The organism is Paenibacillus apiarius, from assembly GCF_017052585.1.
GTDB lineage: Bacteria > Bacillota > Bacilli > Paenibacillales > Paenibacillaceae > Paenibacillus_B > Paenibacillus_B apiarius.
Genome location: NZ_JAFFHZ010000001.1, coordinates 3,318,664 through 3,337,578, shown reverse-complemented (window position 1 = coordinate 3,337,578; position 18,915 = coordinate 3,318,664). Strand labels below are relative to the sequence as shown.

17 protein-coding genes are annotated in these 18,915 nt (G+C 47.1%); 3 read left to right on the top strand and 14 right to left on the bottom strand.

The genetic code is table 11. The annotated features are described in order from the left end of the window. Nucleotides 1–162 precede the first annotated feature (162 nt). The 11 genes from JSQ80_RS15020 to JSQ80_RS14970 form a co-directional block, all read right to left on the bottom strand. Complete coding sequence (locus tag JSQ80_RS15020) at nt 163–1,071, bottom strand: ROK family protein (protein WP_206095846.1); 909 nt, start codon at nt 1,069–1,071, stop codon at nt 163–165. After that, entirely contained in the window at nt 1,064–2,878 is a 1,815-nt protein-coding gene (locus JSQ80_RS15015) for a class I mannose-6-phosphate isomerase (RefSeq protein WP_206095845.1), read from the bottom strand. Before JSQ80_RS15015 ends, JSQ80_RS15020 begins: the two co-directional genes overlap by 8 nt. A 69-nt stretch (nt 2,879–2,947) precedes the next feature. Continuing rightward, the gene (locus tag JSQ80_RS15010) at nt 2,948–4,588 is read right to left on the bottom strand and encodes an MGH1-like glycoside hydrolase domain-containing protein (protein ID WP_206095844.1); all 1,641 of its coding nucleotides are present in this window, start codon (nt 4,586–4,588) and stop codon (nt 2,948–2,950) included. Between the two features lie 5 nt (nt 4,589–4,593). Beyond that, a complete protein-coding gene (locus tag JSQ80_RS15005; protein WP_206095843.1) occupies nt 4,594–5,289 on the bottom strand; it encodes a GDSL-type esterase/lipase family protein in 696 nt (231 codons plus the stop codon). Nucleotides 5,290–5,306: 17 nt separating this feature from the next. Then, nucleotides 5,307–6,125: a carbohydrate ABC transporter permease gene (locus JSQ80_RS15000; RefSeq protein ID WP_206095842.1), complete on the bottom strand. Its 819-nt coding sequence runs from the start codon at nt 6,123–6,125 to the stop codon at nt 5,307–5,309. A gap of 13 nt (nt 6,126–6,138) precedes the next feature. Further along, on the bottom strand, nt 6,139–7,041 hold the full coding sequence (locus JSQ80_RS14995) for a carbohydrate ABC transporter permease (protein WP_206095841.1): 903 nt from the start codon (nt 7,039–7,041) through the stop codon (nt 6,139–6,141). A 61-nt stretch (nt 7,042–7,102) separates the two neighbouring features. Next, nucleotides 7,103–8,440 carry an ABC transporter substrate-binding protein gene (locus tag JSQ80_RS14990; protein ID WP_087434516.1) on the bottom strand — a complete coding sequence of 446 codons (1,338 nt, stop codon included), beginning with the start codon at nt 8,438–8,440 and terminating at the stop codon, nt 7,103–7,105. Next, complete coding sequence (locus JSQ80_RS14985) at nt 8,437–9,786, bottom strand: glycosyltransferase family 4 protein (RefSeq protein ID WP_206095840.1); 1,350 nt, start codon at nt 9,784–9,786, stop codon at nt 8,437–8,439. Before JSQ80_RS14985 ends, JSQ80_RS14990 begins: the two co-directional genes overlap by 4 nt. Then, nucleotides 9,783–10,946: a glycerate kinase gene (locus JSQ80_RS14980; protein ID WP_206095839.1), complete on the bottom strand. Its 1,164-nt coding sequence runs from the start codon at nt 10,944–10,946 to the stop codon at nt 9,783–9,785. Before JSQ80_RS14980 ends, JSQ80_RS14985 begins: the two co-directional genes overlap by 4 nt. Next, the gene (locus tag JSQ80_RS14975) at nt 10,943–12,691 is read right to left on the bottom strand and encodes a sugar phosphorylase (RefSeq protein ID WP_206095838.1); all 1,749 of its coding nucleotides are present in this window, start codon (nt 12,689–12,691) and stop codon (nt 10,943–10,945) included. Before JSQ80_RS14975 ends, JSQ80_RS14980 begins: the two co-directional genes overlap by 4 nt. Before the next feature lie 85 nt (nt 12,692–12,776). Beyond that, complete coding sequence (locus tag JSQ80_RS14970; RefSeq protein WP_206095837.1) at nt 12,777–13,937, bottom strand: CdaR family transcriptional regulator; 1,161 nt, start codon at nt 13,935–13,937, stop codon at nt 12,777–12,779. A 432-nt stretch (nt 13,938–14,369) separates the two neighbouring features. On the opposite strand from JSQ80_RS14970, the gene JSQ80_RS14965 reads away from it, so the two are divergent. Then, nucleotides 14,370–14,606 carry a hypothetical protein gene (locus JSQ80_RS14965; RefSeq protein ID WP_206097762.1) on the top strand — a complete coding sequence of 79 codons (237 nt, stop codon included), beginning with the start codon at nt 14,370–14,372 and terminating at the stop codon, nt 14,604–14,606. 196 nt (nt 14,607–14,802) lie between these two features. Then, complete coding sequence (locus tag JSQ80_RS29755) at nt 14,803–15,258, top strand: GNAT family N-acetyltransferase (RefSeq protein ID WP_336245739.1); 456 nt, start codon at nt 14,803–14,805, stop codon at nt 15,256–15,258. Nucleotides 15,259–15,323: 65 nt separating this feature from the next. Here JSQ80_RS29755 and JSQ80_RS14955 read toward each other — a convergent pair whose 3' ends face one another. The 3 genes from JSQ80_RS14955 to JSQ80_RS14945 form a co-directional block, all read right to left on the bottom strand. Further along, nucleotides 15,324–15,701: a hypothetical protein gene (locus tag JSQ80_RS14955; RefSeq protein ID WP_206095836.1), complete on the bottom strand. Its 378-nt coding sequence runs from the start codon at nt 15,699–15,701 to the stop codon at nt 15,324–15,326. 210 nt (nt 15,702–15,911) lie between these two features. Continuing rightward, on the bottom strand, nt 15,912–16,406 hold the full coding sequence (locus JSQ80_RS14950; protein ID WP_206095835.1) for a hypothetical protein: 495 nt from the start codon (nt 16,404–16,406) through the stop codon (nt 15,912–15,914). 6 nt (nt 16,407–16,412) lie between these two features. Further along, a complete protein-coding gene (locus JSQ80_RS14945; protein ID WP_206095834.1) occupies nt 16,413–16,937 on the bottom strand; it encodes a hypothetical protein in 525 nt (174 codons plus the stop codon). Nucleotides 16,938–17,297: 360 nt separating this feature from the next. On the opposite strand from JSQ80_RS14945, the gene JSQ80_RS14940 reads away from it, so the two are divergent. Beyond that, a complete protein-coding gene (locus tag JSQ80_RS14940; RefSeq protein WP_206095833.1) occupies nt 17,298–18,653 on the top strand; it encodes a helix-turn-helix domain-containing protein in 1,356 nt (451 codons plus the stop codon). Nucleotides 18,654–18,915: the final 262 nt, after the last annotated feature.

Below are 18,915 nucleotides of genomic sequence, written 5' to 3'. Positions count from 1 at the left end.
ATGCTTCCTTCTATTCTCAGTATGTTGGAAATGAGCGGAGATGTAAAGGGGGCTGTATTGAACAAGCCGAATGTTTGGACGTAACGATATTATCTTACCTGGAGAAGCAGCACAACAAGCACCAGGATGCGAGATGCGCCCTGATGCTTATGCTGCAAAACATTATTTTAGAAGAGAAGCTGCTCCGAGAAACGTGCTGTGGGACGTATTGCCGACGATCACGATTTCGACCTGCCGGGAAGCCGTTCGGCGGAAACCGTCCATGCTCAGATCGAAGCTCTTGGCGATTTGCCCCCCAAGGATTAAAGCCTCTGGCCGGAATGCTTCGTTATAAGGATTCAACGCAGCCGCAAACACCGAGCCGAACCGTTCGAAAACTTCCCCAGCCGCCCGATCCCCTTGCCGGGAGCGATTCGCCAGTTCTTTCACATCCATGCCTTCCAGTTGATAACCTAGCTCCGAGGCAATGCGCAATATCCCTCTCTTGGAGATGTAATCGTCCACAATGCCCTCCCTAAAAGGCTGGTTGAAAATCCACCCTCCATCCGGTACAGCTTCGTGGTCTGTCACGATTGCGCCATGGTCCAGGAAAGCTGATCCAAGCCCTGTTCCGATCGTCAAACATAGCGAACGATCATAAGCAGCGGCCTGGCCTGACAGCAATTGGCCGAGCGCGAACGCCCGCACGTCGTTCTCAAATACGATACGCAAGTCTGCGTAAAAGCGAGACGAAAGCTCCGAATCGGCTTCGATTTTTTGCCGGAGCTCCTCTCTCAGGTTCACTTCGTAAATGGCGTCATATTTATCGATTCCCTTCATCAGGCTAATTCCCCGGACATAATCGAAAGGCCCAGGAAACGCCAAAGCAACTCCAACAATGGAATGAGGATGCTGCATAGTTAACGCCTGATGTTTAATAATGTCCAGAAGATGAGTAACAATGACGTCCATTGATTCTTTCGCTCTCGACGGGTAGACTTTCACGGACTGTTCATTCAATTGCCCACCGATTACTAGTGCCGCCTTGATGGACGTGCCTCCCACATCCAAAGCAATGATGCCACTAGCCATCTATGAAGCTCACATTCCATTCCGGACTTACGCCGGCTTTAATCAGCTTGCAAGGGCCATTGCCGATATTGACGATCTTGTATTCTCCGAAGGAGGCAGGAAGAATATACGATTCTGCATAGCCGAACTCGACGAATACGGACGGATCCTGAACAGAGACAATTCTCACTCTTTCTCCTTCCACCAAGTTGAAGAGTACGAGTTCCCCGGCAGTATCGTCCTTCCACTCATCCGTCAGATGTACGCGATGGACGTAGAACAGCAGGTCCTCTCGTTGACCAAGCCGGTATTCTTCGTTGTCTCCTTGCGCCTGCAGCAGCACCGGTGCCGGGATCAGGTTCGCTTTGACCCAGTCCGTATTTTTGTAGAAATCAATATTATCGAACCCGTGATCAACATTAATCGGGCGAGGCTTGCCATCCATGCCTTTCCGCAAGTGATCGTAAATTTTGAACGTAAACCACCACGTTGTCGCAGAAATCTCCAGCACCATGTTGTCTTCCCCGGAGAGATGCACCGTGCCGGTCGGAATCAGGAACAGATCACCCTTTTCCGCCTCGAATTCATTGACGTAATCCGTTAATTGCATCGGAACGCCCGTCTCTTGAGCGGTCTGTATCGCATTGTAGAAGTTTTCTTTCGTACACGATTCAGTCAGCCCCAGATAAACTTTAGATTCGGCCTGTTTCTCCATGATATAGTACGATTCCTGCTGCTCCATGATGCCATTGAAATGCTCGCGAAGATAAGCTTGCTTCGGATGAACCTGACAAGACAGCTTGCCGCCGTCCATCGTATCGAGATAATCGAAACGAATCGGGAAATAATCGCCGAACAAGCGTACAAGCCGATCTCCCAAAATTGTGCGATACGCGTAAGACATAACGATCAGAAAAGGAACTTCAATGACCTTTTCTTGGCATCCGATCAAGATCGAGTTTTCAGGTGCGATCGGTTCAAAGCTCCATGCGCAGTTCTCCCACTCATCCGGCAAATCGGCGAGCTTTTTCAAATACTGTCCTCCCCACACTCCTGGGGCAAAGAAAGGCTTCACGCGCAGCGGATTAGCCGAAATCGCTTCGATCATCTTTTCCAGCTCGTCCACCCGTGCCAGATGCGGTGTTTGCTCGTCATTCATGTCTACATAGTAATCGAACTGCGGCAGCGTCTGTTTGCGATAGGTTTCCAAAATCGGCCACTCTACGAATAAGGCAATCTTGTATTTCTCCACCGAATCACGATTCCAGCTCATGCCGAAGTTGAGCAGTTGCCCGCGATGCAGAACCTGCTGATACTCCCGCGACACGTCGAGGAAAAGGGACAGCTCGACATTGCCGCTGCTCAGCCAGCGAGCGCCCGGACCGAACACGACAATAACACGCTTCGCCGCCGAGTCTTCTTCCGCTTGAGCCGCTTGCACACTCTCTCTATACGCCGCTTTGGCCCCTGAGGAGAAATACTCTTCAATTGTGGCTCCCTGTAATTCATACCCGAACGCCCGATTGCTCGTGATGTTGTCTTTGAAGTGAACGCGCAGCTCTTCTCCCGTCTTCAGAAAGCTGTAGCTGCTGATAACGTTAACAGACAGCTCCTTATTTTCCAGAAGCTCAACCGCCTTTTGGACAATCGGTTGAAAAGCCGCGCCGTGAGTACCGTCCATTGCGATGACGATCGTATCCTTTACCGATGATTCGACGCATTTTGCTATTTGCTGAACGATCGCCTCATGCCCCGACTGAATGCCTATATTATCCTGCGACAACACGATAGATTCATGAACCGGGTTAACAGGCCATTTGTTAAACATTTCTTAATCCTTCCTCTCTGTTAACTAGAAGTACGATAGATAAGGACCCTTCGCTTGTTATTTCATAGACTATTCCGGGCAATGTATACGCAATTGTGCGGAACCGTTAATTTCCAACCGTTGTTCCTCAGCTCCGTATTGAACATTCAATATGACAGGGGCATCACTTGTCACGGTGATCAGGTAACTTCCATCCGATTGCTCAACGGCCAGCAGGTTCAGCGTCTTGCCTGCGAACCAGTAACGGTTGCAGCCTACCGTTCCCATGCCGGAGTGGAGCCGCCACCGTAATTCCTGATTTGCGGCGTCGCCTTTGAGCCCGATCGCATGTTCAAGCAAGTAGAGCGTCGGCGCAATTCCCGACCAGCCAACAAAATCATGCTTATCCGCATCACCCGAATCAATGAAATCAGGAGGGTAATTTTCCCATATCGTCCCGGTATCTTCATATATCTTCACCACATTGTCCAGGTGATTCAAGGCGATTTCCCTTGCCAGCGAATCGTAGCCGTACTTCTCTAATCCACGTATGACCATCGTGTTCGTCGGCGCCCAGACCGATCCCTGCCAATAGCCGCCCCGCGGATTATACCCTGGCTCGTCCGCCGCACAGACCGGCACCCGATGCTTGCGATTGAACGTCTTCGGATCGTTCAGCCACCAGACAAGCTTCTCTGCCTGCTTCTCATCGGCAATTCCGGCGAGAAGTGACCAATACGCGGCAATCGTCTTCACCGGCGCCCGCTGACCGTCATCCGTCACATCATAGTAGAATCCGGTGTTCTCATCCCACATTTGCTTATTAATGCTGCTTGCGAACCGCTCCGCATCTTGCTCTAATTGGACAACACGCTCCGCGATAGACTGCATCCTTGCTGTCTCGCCCTGACGCTCCATTCTCGCCATCAACACTTGACCAATCTCGATAAGATTCCGGCTGAACAGCACCATTTCGCAGCTAATGTCTACGCCGCTGCCCAAATACTTGTTCCGTGGCGAATTATCCATACTTGCCCAATCTGTAACGAACAGTCCGAATCGATTATATAGATGATTGCACATCGCGTCATAATAACGGTTCAATGGTTCCCATACCAGCTCCAACCGCTCCCCATCACCCGTATGCGTGTAGCTTTCCAGCTCCGCCCATGCCAAAATCGGATGATTGAGCGAATCGAGCGTCAAGTAAGGAGGATGTTCAACCGTACGGCCGAGATCCGGCTTATACATGTCGTCATACTTCGGATGCTCGGTTTTAACCAGTCCCCTGAACTGGTAATGGTTATGGAAGTAGGAGTGAAGCGGCTTCCGGTCATGGTTAATCCATCGCGTGAACAACTCTCCCGTCTTCCGCACGATTTCCCGAGTAATCTCTCCGTCATCCAACTGCTTGCAGTAGAAGTTGTCGAGTGAACGAATCCCTGGGATATACGGGTGCGCGAGATTGCAAAACATCGTAATAAAAGCGGTATCCCACAAAAAGATGTTGTCATTGAATGCTGCATCCACGAAATTGCTGACAAAGCCGCTTTCTTCGGTCGGCACATGCATATTCTGATACGCGATCTCCCAGGTCCGCCAATAACACGCGATGTAATCGGGTCGCGAATCCATGACAGGCTCGGGCAGCAGGCTCCGGGCTTCCTCGAATGTCAGCAGAGGCTTGTCTTCATACTTTCTCTTGTTAAAAAACAATCCGGTTTCTGACATGCTCCTCACTCCATGCTCGTATTTAAGTCATCAGGATAGTGCTCACGAATAGCTTGGACAATTTCATCCGCGATCAGCTCATAGGCATATCGGCTTGGATGGATGTTGTCATTCTGATCAATAAACCAACGGATCGGCGTTCCCTTCGCTACCAGCTCTTTTACGCGTTCATAGATATTGATGAATGGAACGCTCTCCTTCTTTGCGAACGAGGCGGCGGCTTCCAGATACATCTCGCTTCCTTCCGCCCATTCCTGTCTGAGCGCCAGCGTCACGTCCTTATGTGTCGGCACATTGTCCAGGAAGCGCTCCTTATCGGGCGGAATCGTAACGAGGAACAACAGCTTGGCGGGAGTCGCGGCACGCAGCACGTCCCGCAGCTGGCCAAGCACCTGCTGATAATTGTCGACGCGATGCTTCCCATCCAGACGATGGTTGTAAGCAAAGGATTCAACGATAACCAGATCCGGACTGACGGCCGACAGACACTTACGATTGCCGGGTCCGAACGGATTTGGATATTCATGGGTCACGCGATAGATGCCGTATTCGGCCCGTGTGCCGCTCACCCCGTAGTTGAACAGCTCAAAAGGCTGATCCGGATATTGCCGTTGCAGCGCATCCTGAAGCTCGGTTATCTCCGCTCCCCAGAATGCAGTCATTGAATCACCCAGACAGGCGATTTTGTATGTGCGTTTCACCGATTGCAGCCCCTTTCTTAACCCTTGACAGCCCCGGCCATTAACCCCGAGACGAATTGCTTCTGCATCGACAGGAATACGGCAAGCACAGGAAGCAGAGATAGCACGTTGGCAGCCAATATTTTTGACCACGGAACAGCGACAGAATCCTGAGCTATTAACGCAAGCTTCAACGGTATCGTGAACTTAGATTCACTTTGCAACAGAACGAGCGGCATGGTGAACGAGTTCCAGTTCTGCACGAAATCAATAATGATAAGTGCTACCAAAGCAGGCTTGATCAGCGGAAATACAAGTTGGAAAAACGTCCGGAAGTCGCCGGCTCCGTCTATCTTCGCTGCTTCCAGCATCTCGTCCGGTATGTCGTCAATATACTGTTTGGTGAAGAAGATCGCGAACACCGTAACAGAGAACGGAATGATCAGGGCAAGCAGCGAGTCGAACATGCCAAGCTTCGTAATAATGAAATATAACGGAAGCAGCAGCACGGTTGGGGGAACGGTCATCGTCGCGATCAAAATGACGAACATCGTGTCCCTTCCGAAAAATCGCTTCTTGGAAAATGCGTATCCGGCCATGCTGGAAAATAAGACCGTCAGCAGCACCGTCGGCACAGTTACGATAAGCGAGTTTATGAAGGTTTGATCGAATTTAAGCATGTTCCAAATCTCAGGGAAGTTGCTCCATACCATCTCTTTCGGCCAGAATGTTGGAGGAAATTGGGTAATCTCTGCATCGCTCTTCAAGCTTGATGCCACCAACCAATAGATCGGAATTAGGAACAGGATGCCGACTGCCCACAGTGTGATGGTAGGTAACCACTTTTTCATTTTCATAATACGCATCCTCCTATCCTAACCTTTTGGCGACGACTTTGCGTTGAATGATCGTAATAATGACAACGATTACAAACAAAATGTAAGACATGGCTGCCGCCGGACCGATTTCGTAATATTTGAACGCTCGGTTGAAAATAAGGAACGGAACCGTTACCGTGGAATCGGCTGGGCCGCCTCCGGTCATAATATAAATTTCCTGGAACACGTTAAGCGAATTAATCAATAACAAAATCATAACAACGAGCGAGATTCGTCCAAGCAAAGGCCATGTGACGTAACGAAACTTTTGCACTGCAGTGGCGCCTTCAACATCGGCTACTTCATAGAGATCTTTCGGAATGTTTTGCAATCCGGACAGATAAATAATCATGAAATACCCGATGTTTCTCCAACAAGACATGATTGCAATGACAGGCATTGCCCAGAGAGTGCTGGCCAGCCAATTCGGTCCATCTAATCCAATCTTCATCAGCAGGGCGTTAATCAACCCCCGGTCTCCGTTAAATAGGAACATAAACACCAAGCTTGCGCTTACAATCGAGAAAATATAAGGCACAAAGAAGATCGAGCGGACGAAGTTGACGCCCGGCAGCTTCTGATTCACAAGCAAGGCCAATATGACCGACCCGAACATCGTAATCGGGATGAATATGATGGCAAAGTACGTCGTATTTACAATCGCTTTAATAAACAATGGATTGGAAAGTGCAGCTACATAATGGTCAAATCCGACAAACGAACCTGGAATTTCGAACAATCCAGAATTTTGCAACGCGATCGGCTTAATATCCTTAAAACTGGCGACAACCGACCAAGCAACAGGGAAAATTAGAAACAAACCTAAAATGATGAAAGCAGGCAATATGAACAAATACGCACTTAAATCTCCGAGTTTTCTTCTTAGTAATTTCATAAAGTTCCCCCTATGAAAGAGGAAGCCCCCAGATGACAGGGCGCTTTCCTCTTTTTCGGAATTATTTCTGGATGATGGCATTTCCTTTGTCCTGTACCATTTTAAGTCCCTCAGCTGCCGATATTCTTCCTGATACGACCTGGTTCAGCGCGTTCTGATATACCTCATCGCTCACTTGCGACCATTCCGGAATCGGGAACAGGGTGAACGGATATTTTAATCCTTCCTGGAACACAAGGAACTCCGGATGTTCTTTGAAATATTGCATATCGGCCATATCTTTACGAATCGGAATACGGAAAGGATAATAATTGCCGTCTTCGCTTTTTTCGCCCTTCATGATTAACTCTTGCGCCGGCTTGGAAGATAGGTATTTAATCAGCTTTTTGGATGCTTCAAGCTTCTCTCCCTCAACTCCGTTAGGCATGGACAGCAGGTATGCGGTCACTTCCGTCGCTTTGCCTGCCGGACCGGCCGGCACTTCAGCGACGCCCGTCTCGAACGAACTGCCTGACTTCCACACGTCCGAAACACCCCAAGGACCTTGCAATTCCATCGCTACGACCCCATTCCGGAAGTCGGCCATAATCGCTCCGCCGTCTTTGTTCAAGGAATCCGGAGGCGACGTTTCTTTCAACAGCTTCGTGTAGAACTCCAATGCCTGTTGGCCTTCGGGCGAATTGATCGCGACCTCATACTTGCCATTATTCTCTTTCACCAACTCGGCTCCGGCCTGTGCGGCAAACATGCCGTACATCCACGTAATGTCAGGGCTTTGTTTTCCTGACAATCCGATACCGTACTGATCCGGCTTGCCATCACCGTTCGTATCGACCGTCAACTTCTTGGCCACTTCGTACAGCTCATCCCACGTTGTCGGAGGTGATGTAATGCCGGCTTTCTCAAACATGGTCTTGTTATAGATCAATTGAATGCTGTGTCCTAACCAAGGCATACCGTACAGTTTGCCGTCGCTGACGGACAGATCCCATATTTCCGGAGCGTAGTTATCTTTATCGGCCATAAAATCGCCCGACAGATCGATGAATGCCCCTTCAGGAGCCAAAGACTGAACGTCGCCATAATTGACTTGCAGCACTTCTGGCGCTTTGCCGCTCAATATTTGCGTCAGCAGCTTCGATCCATATTGGACGCCGCCGAGCATTTCCACTTTAACATCAGGATTTTCCTTCTCGAATTGATCCAACATTTCCCGAATGGCGACCCCTCTGCCAGAATCGCTGGCCCATGCAATCTGCATGCTTATATTCGTTACTTTGCCATCACTGTTGTTAGATGCTGTATTCCCCTCGGCGGTACCCGACTTAGAGCCTCCCCCACATGCTGTCATGAACGCCATGATGGCTACCATTGCAATGACTCCCAACTTCTTCTTCATCTTGCTACCTCCTCAAGTAGTGGTTCCAATAAGATGCGAAGCGATTCATATGAAAAATGGGTTTTGCCAATTTGGTAATTATGCTCGATAATCCGGTCATACTGGTGGCTATCGGTCAATATCTCTGCCATGCGGTCTGCTGCTTCTTCCACTTTGCCGCCATCGACGACGACTAAACCGTCAGAATCAATATGGTGCCGGTTGCCGAGAGAAATAAAATCGAATCCGTATTGCCTTATATCCTTTTCATAAACGGGGTACTCATAGATAAGCAAAGGTTTCTTCGCAAAAACGGCTTCCAGCAGCTGATTGCCCCAACTTTCCACTATGCTAGGAAATGTAACCATGTCAGCGATTACATAAGCATCCCATAACGAGTAAATCTTCCTCCCGTTCGAATGAATGCGCGAATGGTCGATCAACGTATTGATGAATCGCAAATCGACGCCCAGACATTCTGCCTTCGTCCGCAGTTGCTCCGTATACTCATAACTGGATTCGGGCATGCCGGCCAGCACATGAATGAACCGCGTTTCATTGGTAATTGATTTCCCGTTGTAAAGGGTTAGCTCAGATGATGCCAATCTACGCTGTAGCTGCGCTACCGCTTCGATTCCCAATTCAATCGCTTTACGCTCCATAATACGGGTTGCCTGCAAAATGACGATGTCATCTTCACCCACCCCAATGTCATGTCTGAGCGATTGGTTGTAATCGTCCTTCACCCAGACAGGATGTTCGAAATCGAATACATTGGGAATGATGACGGAGTCAATATTCCGACGACGACGCAGTTCCTCCTGGTAAATCCGATTCGTCACCACATGACGGATATTGGGCAGATCCGGCGGGAACATCCGCTCCAGCCATTCCTTGACGATGTTGCAAGTCGGCTTCGCATATCGATCCCGCTGCCAGTAGAAATCGTGGTGAAGGGCGATGCAGTCGATACCGGTTGCTTTCAGCGCTTTGCTCAAGGCAATACCTGCGGGCAAGCTCCAGCCTAACGACAGCAAATTATGCGGAACGATTACATCAATGTCTTCGGATACAATAAAGTCGATTAACTTTGCTTCCATCGTTCGCGAGAAGGCCAGCACATCTTCCGCAAACGCCTCATCCGATTCATAATCAAGCAGTTTGTCGAAGGCATTGAACACGAATTTCTCGTTCATCGGATGCTTGTAATGAAGCTCCGGAATGACATAAGCTTGTGTCATGCCTTCGCTGCCCGCAAGGAACAGAACCTCGTGTCCCAAGCGCGTCAGGACGTTTTTCCACTTCTCCATTTCAAGGGATACCCCGTCCGTTTCGCCGACCCGAAAATGGACCAGTGCAACTTTCAATTGCTCACCCCCTTGGCATTAATCAGACCTGCTAAGCGAATCATCTGAAACATGCGGACGACCGTGCCTTTCAACAGTGTCTCACCCTGCTTCATCGCTTCATCCAGTGTCATAATCCGATCGACAATCGGCACGACTAGATGTATGCCTTCCCGATTCGCATCCCGCATATCCCCATCCGCTAGTCCAGCGAAGACGACAGTTGGCACGCCATAGGGCTTGGCCAATCTCGAAATGCCTACAGGAACTTTCCCATAAAGTGACTGCGCATCAAACTTCCCTTCGCCAGTAATGACGAGGTCCGCATCCTGCAACTGCCGCTCCAACCCGCTGAGCTCGGCAATCAACTCGAAGCCGCTCATCATCTTCCCGCCCGGAAAGAACGACATCAGCGTAAATCCGAATCCGCCGGCGGCGCCGGCGCCAGGGCTGTCTCTGCTGCTGCGTCCAGTTGCTGCCTCCGCAATATCCGCGTAGTGGCTCATCTTGTTGTCGAAGTCGGCTAGTTCATGCTTTTGCAATCCTTTTTGCGGACCAAATACATGGACGGCTCCTTCCGATCCGAGCAGCGGATTCCGGACATCCGAGGCAATTACTATTTCGACTTTCTCCAGTCGGGGATCCAACTGGTCCGCATCGATGCGTTCAACCTTGCCAAGCAGGGAGCCGCCGCCGCTTATCTCGTTGCCACTCCTGTCAAGATAGCGCATCCCTAGCGCCCGCAGGCATCCAGTGCCTGCATCGATGGTGGCGCTTCCACCGAGACCGAGAATAATCTTGGCAGCGCCCCGGTCCAGCGCATGCCGGATAAGCTGCCCAGTTCCGTAAGTTGACAATTCCTCCGGCTTACGCTCATGTTCCTCTAGAAGGGGCAGGCCGGAAGCTGCCGCCGTGTCAATCACCGCCGTCCGATCACTGTCAATCCAGCAATATCCGGCACGAATGGGTCGATTGCACGGATCTCTTACCTCATGCTCAATGATGTCTCCTCCGGTAATCATCCGAATTGTCTCAGCGGTTCCTTCTCCCCCGTCGGCCATCGGAATTTTGACGATATGGGCAGAAGGGAATACGGTGCGTATCCCTTCCTCGATTTGATCGGCGGCCCTCAGTGCAGATATGGACCCCTTGAACGAGTCCGGAGCTACAATAATCTTCACGCATCGTCACCTCCTTTTAGCTGCTTTATCCACATCACTTGGTAAGGCTGGACGCAGAGTTGCAAGGAATCTGACCACTTGAACGTCTCGGCCCCAACGAGATCAACCGCCGCCTCCCCTTCCTTCCAGCCTGTCTGAAGCTGTGAGCATGGCACGCTTACTGATTCGTCGGCAACATTGACCAGCGCAAGCACTTCTCCGCCTTCCGCCGACGTTCGTATAATCGTAAACAAACGGTTATCGCATACGACGACACGCTGGGCAGCATTCGGGTGGAAGCATGGTTCACCGATCCGAAATTTAATCAACTCTGCAAGCGAACTATATACTTCGTTCCGCAAAGAACCTTCTTGCTGCAGCTCCGACTCGACCTGCTCGTATCGAAGTTGCTCCCGGTTAATGGACCGGTACCTCCCGGTCTTCTTCACGCCTTCTGTGTCGTTCCGGGAGCCGAGCAAGCTATGAATATATATCGCCGGCATTCCCATAACCGATAGCAGGATGGCGCTGGCCGCTCTGAATCGCTTCACTTTCATTTCAATCGAATCATCTGGGTGAGACAGTGCCTCCAGATAATTAATATTCAACTCATATGGGCTTCTGGTCCCGTCTCCATTGTCCTTGTACGAGACAAATCCGCCGTGTTCGTGAACCTTATCGACCATTGCATTCACTTCTTGCTTCGATAAAATACCTTCAACCGGCCGAACTCCAACACCGTCGTGCGACGCAAGGAAATTGAAAAATGCCGTTGAATCGGTGGTAGGCTCGAGTGACTGCAACCATTCCATTAATTTGTCGCTGTTTCCGGTATGCAGCGTATGCAGCGTTAGCGGAGGGAGCGGGAATTGGTAGACCATGTGAGCTTCATTGGAACCGTTGCCAAAATATTTGATATTGTCTTTATGGGGAACGTTCGTTTCAGTAATAATAATCGTGCCAGGCGCGAAAGTTTCCAGCACTTCCCGAATGACCTGGACGATCGCATGGGTTTCATCCAGATGCATGCAGGTTGTTCCTAGCTTCTTCCACATGAAACCGATCGCGTCCAGACGGAGATAGCGCGCTCCGCGTACGACATACATAAGCAGAATATCGAGAATTTCCAGGAGCACTCGCTCGCTTGCATAGTTCAAATCAATCTGGTCGTCGCTAAACGTCGTCCAGATATGCTTCTCACCCAAAGCAGTGTCGAATTTCGTGAGCAGCGGCAATGCGCGTGGGCGCGTAACCTGGCTGTAATCTTCGGCGGGATCAGCTTCGACAAAATAATCCGCATATTCCGGATTTCCGGCCAAATACTGCTGAAACCAATGGCTATGTTGGGAGATGTGATTGATAACGCCATCGAACATCAAATCAACGTGAACCGCAAGGTCGGCGATGTCTGTCCAATCTCCCAGTTTCGGATTGACCTCGCGGTAATTCGTAACAGAGAATCCGTCATCGGAAGTGTATGGGTAGAACGGCAAGATGTGCATGGAAGAGAACAATCCATCGCAGTAGCGCTGCACGAATTTCCGAAGCGTCTGAAGCGGTGACTCACCGCTTGACTGCATGGAATCCCCGTACGTAATGAGCATGACATCTTGTTCCGATACCCAGCGATTATTTGATTTCCGATTAGCATCGGCGTAACTATCAACCAAACGATCGATGTCCTGAAGGAGGGTTTTGGCTTTATTTTTTCCATATATGAATTCCAGCTTTTGCAGGAGAGATGTGGTGTACCTATTCGAAGTCATAAGCTTTCTCAACCACCTTTTTGTCTTTGTTGCAACTATCGTATCAGGTTAAGAAAGCGTTTTATATGTTACCAATAACGATAAATCAGTCATTACAAAGCTTGTTTTTTGTTACGTATACCGATAGATACAGCAGAACCGCTTCCTCGAACACCCGAGGATCGTATCCGGTCGCTTCCTTGATTTTTATTAGCCGGTATTGCAATGTATTTTTGTGAATAAAGAGCTGCTCAGCCGTTTTATTGATGGACTGGTTGCAAGCAAAGAACAGGGCCAATGTATCGATCACTTCTTTCGGGTTGGGAAACTGACTCAGGTTAAGCGTTTTTTGTACGAATTTGCTGCTGTACTCGTCTTTAATACCGTCCAACAGCATTTCCAGCCGCAGGTCATCATAGAACACAATATTCTCATCAAGGTGCGCCTTGGCATGCAGGGCAGCTTGTTCAGATTCCTTATAGGAAGCAGGCAACCCCCGGGTAAAATCATAATAACCGCCGACGCCCGCCTTGATTGTGAAGATGTCGGATTTAGGCATTTGGCGTATAATGTACTGCATTTTGCGGGTAATGAATTCTTTGCGCTTCTCGTCATCGCCGGTACCGGGACAAGTGATAAGCAGGGCGTAATGCATAAAACCGACAGGTATAATAAGATCCTGATCGTTGAACTTGATCGCTTCCCGCAAGTAACCAGTATAGTAATTCTGCTCCCGATGCAGATCATACAGCGCCGAGTCTTCGTGATGAATTTGAATGGTAACGGCAACGCGGGGCAGATTGACATTGAGTCCTAGCATCCACCCTTTCGAAGAGAGCATTTTGTCATCCTTCCATCTATCCTCCAGCCAATCCCTGATAAATACCTCTCGCGCTTGGTTGATCATCTCGTTCTTCTCGTCGTTCAACTGTTCCTTAACCAATATTTCTGCTATTTTCCGGATAATTTCCGCCATTTTGAGCACATCCGGCTCCGTACCGGTGATGCCGATAACGCCGATGACGTGGTTTTCGAAATAGATAGGCAGATTAATGCCGGCCTTCGTTCCCGGGAACCGTTTCTCAGTATGAATGAACAGCTTTTCTTTCGTTTTCAGCACAACAAGCGCACCTTCATGCACAGTTCCAATACGCGATGCGTCCGTACTGGCGATGATTATTCCCTCATCATTCATGAAATTGATATTTTGACCGACAATTTTGGAAAGTTGTTCTACAATGTGTTGGGATTTTTCTCCGGATATCATTCTATCATCACCTTTCCTGGTGTCTTCCAGCCCTAAGAATTGTCTAAATATATCATATCATGTCGAATTAAGTCGATAAATCTTGACATCACGGCATTTTTTTAACATATTTCCCCTGAAGCGTTATTCAATAAATTAAGTCTCTCCTATGAATGATATTTTCATTACAGGTGGCTTTCTTTCGCATCAAAAACCAACTAACCCTGTATTGTTGTTATTCCATGTAGAGGGAAAGGCGCGATAACCAATGTATGAATTTCATGGGATAATTTTCGAAAAGGATAAGGGGGGACAGAAAGTGCGCTTATACTTCCATCATGTTGGTGTTAGGGGAGCGTTAGCTCAATGTTTCCAAATGGATACTTTAACTGTTGGGGAGTGCTAAGGGGAGCAAGATCAGTCATAAAACTTACAAATAGGGGATGCTGCGTTTTGCAAGCAAAAAATTTGCAGCCAAAAGTGCCGAAGAGAGCTGCCAGCATCATGCAGTTACAGGAGAATACGCTCTATCGCTTGCTTCTCTCCTTGGGCCTGAGCGGTATCCCCGTGCTGCCGAACATACAGCCTTACATGCTGACGATTTGCCTATTATTTATGCTGAAGGTGCTGTTTAGCTTCGCCGTCGATCATTATGGTAAAGCTATGAACAGTATCGGTACAATAGCATGAGTAGCCCGTATCGAGTATCCAAACTAACCAAGTCGGACAAAGCTTCATTCGTGAAGCTCATGGGGGGAGCGTTCGCCCGCGATCCCTTATTCTTGCATCTATTCGGCGATTCGGAAGTCGATAACCAAACAAGCAGCAGCGTGACCGCTTTTATTTCCTTTCTGTTCGATAAAAGCTTCCTGCTCCATGAGGAGGTGTGTGGGGTTATTTCGAAAATGAAAACCTTCGGGGGGCTTACATCGTAGAAAAGCCGCATGCAAGCAAGCTTCAGAAAATGAAAGGGTTACTGCTTATCGTGAGGGTAATTTCTTTATTATTTCAATTGTCTGGAAACACGTTACGCCTCATTAATTCTTATATGCGAGTCACAAGATCCGCTGCTCCTTCATTCGCGCATCACTACCTGATTATGATTGGAGTAAAACAGGATGAGCAAGGCAAGGGAATCGGCAAAGCCCTGCTGCATCACCTGTTGAATATGGTAAAGACGGACATGAATTGGCAGGGCGTCGCTCTCGATATGGAAAATGAAGTAAACGTAAACTTGTATCGGCGGTTTGGATTTACGTTAAACAGATTCGATCATGTACATGTTTATTGTATGTTCTATCAAAAACAAAGTCCATGTCGCGAAGACTCCGATTCCTGTTAATGCTCAATGTAATTTCTGTTCGGATAGGGGTCTTGCAAGAACTTAAATCATACTTTTGTAGCCATTTAAGTGGGAAAAATGACTCCTAATATAAAGCCATCCCTCGTTTGGATAACAACTAGTAACTTATCACCGTCTTTTACCCTGAATATTTTATCGCCTTTGCGAATTTCATAGGTACGAGTGGCCTCTGGATACACCACATCTCCATCAACTACGGGCTTCTCTACGATTTCATGAACCTCACCTATTTGTTTGCCTAAGTCCTCTTCCGAGAAATTATCCCTGGTTTTAAGACTATAGAGTGTATCATCGATATATAAATAACCAATAACCTCATCGAATACCTTTGTAAAATCCACTCCTTCCAAAACATCTTTTTTAGAACAACCAATAAGCATTACACATGATAGCAAAATTACAATAACCTTTACTGACTTCATCCATAGCCCTCCTTTATACAACGTCATGATTTACTAAATTGCCGTAACCCTAGATTCTCTTCTTATTTTAACAAATAGTTACATTCAACAATATCCTTCTTTAGTTTTACATAAATTGAAACAAAACAAGTAACCCCCTCAAGCTAACGGATAAAGAGTTCAGCTTAAGAACTTTTTATCTCTATTAAGAGAGGGGGGAAGATTTAATTGCTATTCAATTAAAAAATCTTTGATATCGGCAACTTCATTGTTGTAATCCATTCGAATATAATCTAGTATTTCAAACTGACCATCAATTTGTTCAACGGTAAACTTCAAGTTGATGATATCCCCTAACTTGAATAATTTAGTCAAATCACCTTTAAATGGCCAAGAAACATTCTCAAATTTCGATGACTTAAAATCTAAATTGGTTACATTTTTTTCGGAATCATAGTGAATTGCAGCTAAATTATCTTTGAAATGAACTGCATCCCCAACGCTCAAATTTTTAAATTCATATACAAATTCCCCTAATTGTTTATCCCACAATTCATTAAAAAGGTCATCTAGAGTATAGTGGGGCTTAACATCGAGTGAATTGAACTCCTGTTTGTGTGAACTTGAGGGCTTTATATACATTTTATCATTAACATTCACATGTTCAATTGGTGCAACACTTTGCCCAGGAAACTGCTTATATCTATGACGATATGTGAAGAACAAATTCCATTAATTAGATTCTGTATTAGTCCATTTTATATACCAGCTCCCCATATCATTTGGGTCAAAATGGAACTGGGCTAGAGGTTCTAGTACTTTCTCTTCCTCTGTTTTATTGGTTTTTTGATTGATTATCTCCACAGCTATTTTCCCTGTAAACAACGGCGCCCTTGACCCCCATATCCAAGCGTCTTGGCCCGCATATTCGTCAAAAACCAAATCTTTTCTTACATATGTAGGTCCTCTGTCCTCCGTGTTAAATTTAATTGTCCCCGAACTTACAGTGGTTGTTCTTTCATGTTCTTCAATAATCGGATCCCTGTTAAAAACAAGCCAATCCCACGGAGCTGCCTTGAATGCATATTGAAATGCTTTTTTCACCCAGTTTGCAACTGATAGCTCTTGATATCTTTCTGTCAATTCTTCGACGTTACTTTCATTAACAGGATCTGCACTCGCGTTTTTGGCAACTGGAGCTGTTGAAAATAATAGCAGGGTACATGCGGAAATCAAAAAAATCTTCTTTGCAAACACTTTGCAATCCTCCTTCATATTCCAAATCCGTCCCATATGTTACCATATAAGATTTGATCGTAATCATGTATCCCAGGCCCTCCGCAATAAGACGACTCTGCTTCCTTTCGTTGTTATTTTCACCATGAACCCAAATCTATATTTTGTAATAAAGCTTGATGGCCATTACCCCACTATCTGAAATACATGTTACAACTCTTCAAATTTCGACAAAAATAGTGTCATAATTCAGCCAGATGTCAATTCGGTATTTACACCATCTTAAAGTATACTTAAAAGCAAAAGGATATTTCAATAATATTGAAACGAAGGAAGGATTTTGAATTATCGTGATGAATTACTGTATGAGGAGGATACAAAATGACAAGTAATCTTCATGTAGCTCCAATGGAACTCCGCCAAAGGTTACAAGAGGAACTGAACGTAAGGGGGTGGAAGCAAAAGGAATTAGCAGAGGCTTCAGGCATAGACAGTTCATCTATTAGCTATATTTTTAACAAAAAGCAGTCACTTATGTTGCCCCAGCTCCATGCCATTAATCAAGCTTTCGGATTACCGAAGCATGCATTCTATGAAGAATTTATAGGGGAATGCTGCAATGAAATGGGCCGATTAAGGCCTGACAAGACAAGCGATTTTATCCTCCACTGCATTGAAGTTGAAAAATATGACCTTGTCAAACAACTTGTACAACTCCTCTACGAAGAAACCAATCGTTCCAAAATGATCGACACCACCTTCAAAATAGCCGAACGCATCTTCCAGTCAACCAAGCGCAACTACTCACTCCCTTTCTATGACATCATCGTCCGCAACGGATACAGCCGAAGCGAAAAAATAGCCATCTCCTACTACAGAAGGTTTCTCATATTGAGAGATTTGGATACAAGCGGAGCAGGAAACGAAGCATTGTGTCAACTGATTGAATATTTGCCAATACTGCCAGATCAATTGAGACTGGATGCGTATTACCGTATCCTGACGTTCTATAATGTAGTAGAGAATTGGTCGAAACTGCTCCTCTATGCAAAAGAGTTACGATGTATTGCGTTTGAGGAAGGGCAAGATGATTATGTGGCAGAAAGCTGGTTGTATGAGTCGGTCGCATTAATGGGAATGAAAAACTTTGAAGGCGCATTAAAGGTCACTCAACAGTATGCCATATACGGCGACCATTACGCGTGGCTCTCCAAATGCAACGAGCTTTACATCCACATCGAGATGAAGCAAACGGAACCTATCGAGGAGCTTATGAGCCTCCTGAAGGGCGATCAAGTACTTCTGGTACTCCCTATTGCGTTGGAAAGCTATGTCAGCAATGATGCGTTCCATGATGCTGCACAGTATCTGAAGAAATACAAATCCAACGTCGACGATTTATTATCCAGGAAAGACCCTTTCCACTTGAAACATAAATTACGTCTCACCCAAGCATTAACACAGTATTACCTGAAAACGGCTCATCATGATTTAGGGTTTGAATATAATGCCCTATCGTTGGAATTGGCTCTCACACTCAAAAATATGCAGTATGTAGGAACGGCTGTCATTACCTTTCAAGAATATGAGATGTATGCTTCAACAAAGCACAAGAATCGTTTTACGAATATTCTATTAAATGAGGTGGGTTCAGATGAAGAAAGCATTAATCACGATGTCCATAGCTCTTTTCTTGTTCGGTTCTACCGGCTCGTCTTTGGGAACGAGTCTGGATAACATCGGATCGGGATGGTCTCCATTCAGCAACATTGGGTCGGGTTGGCTGGTTAGCAATATCGGAACAGGATGGTCTCCATTAAACAGTGACATCGGGTCAGGATGGTCACCCTTGAGCAGCGATATTGGAACAGGGTGGCAAGCGAGCAACATCAGCTCGGGATGGAGTCCGTTGGGCAGCGATCTTGGAATTAGTAAAAACGTATAGTCTCAAGGCGTTACGGATAGCGACTCTTGAAATCAAGGGTCGCTATCGCGCTTT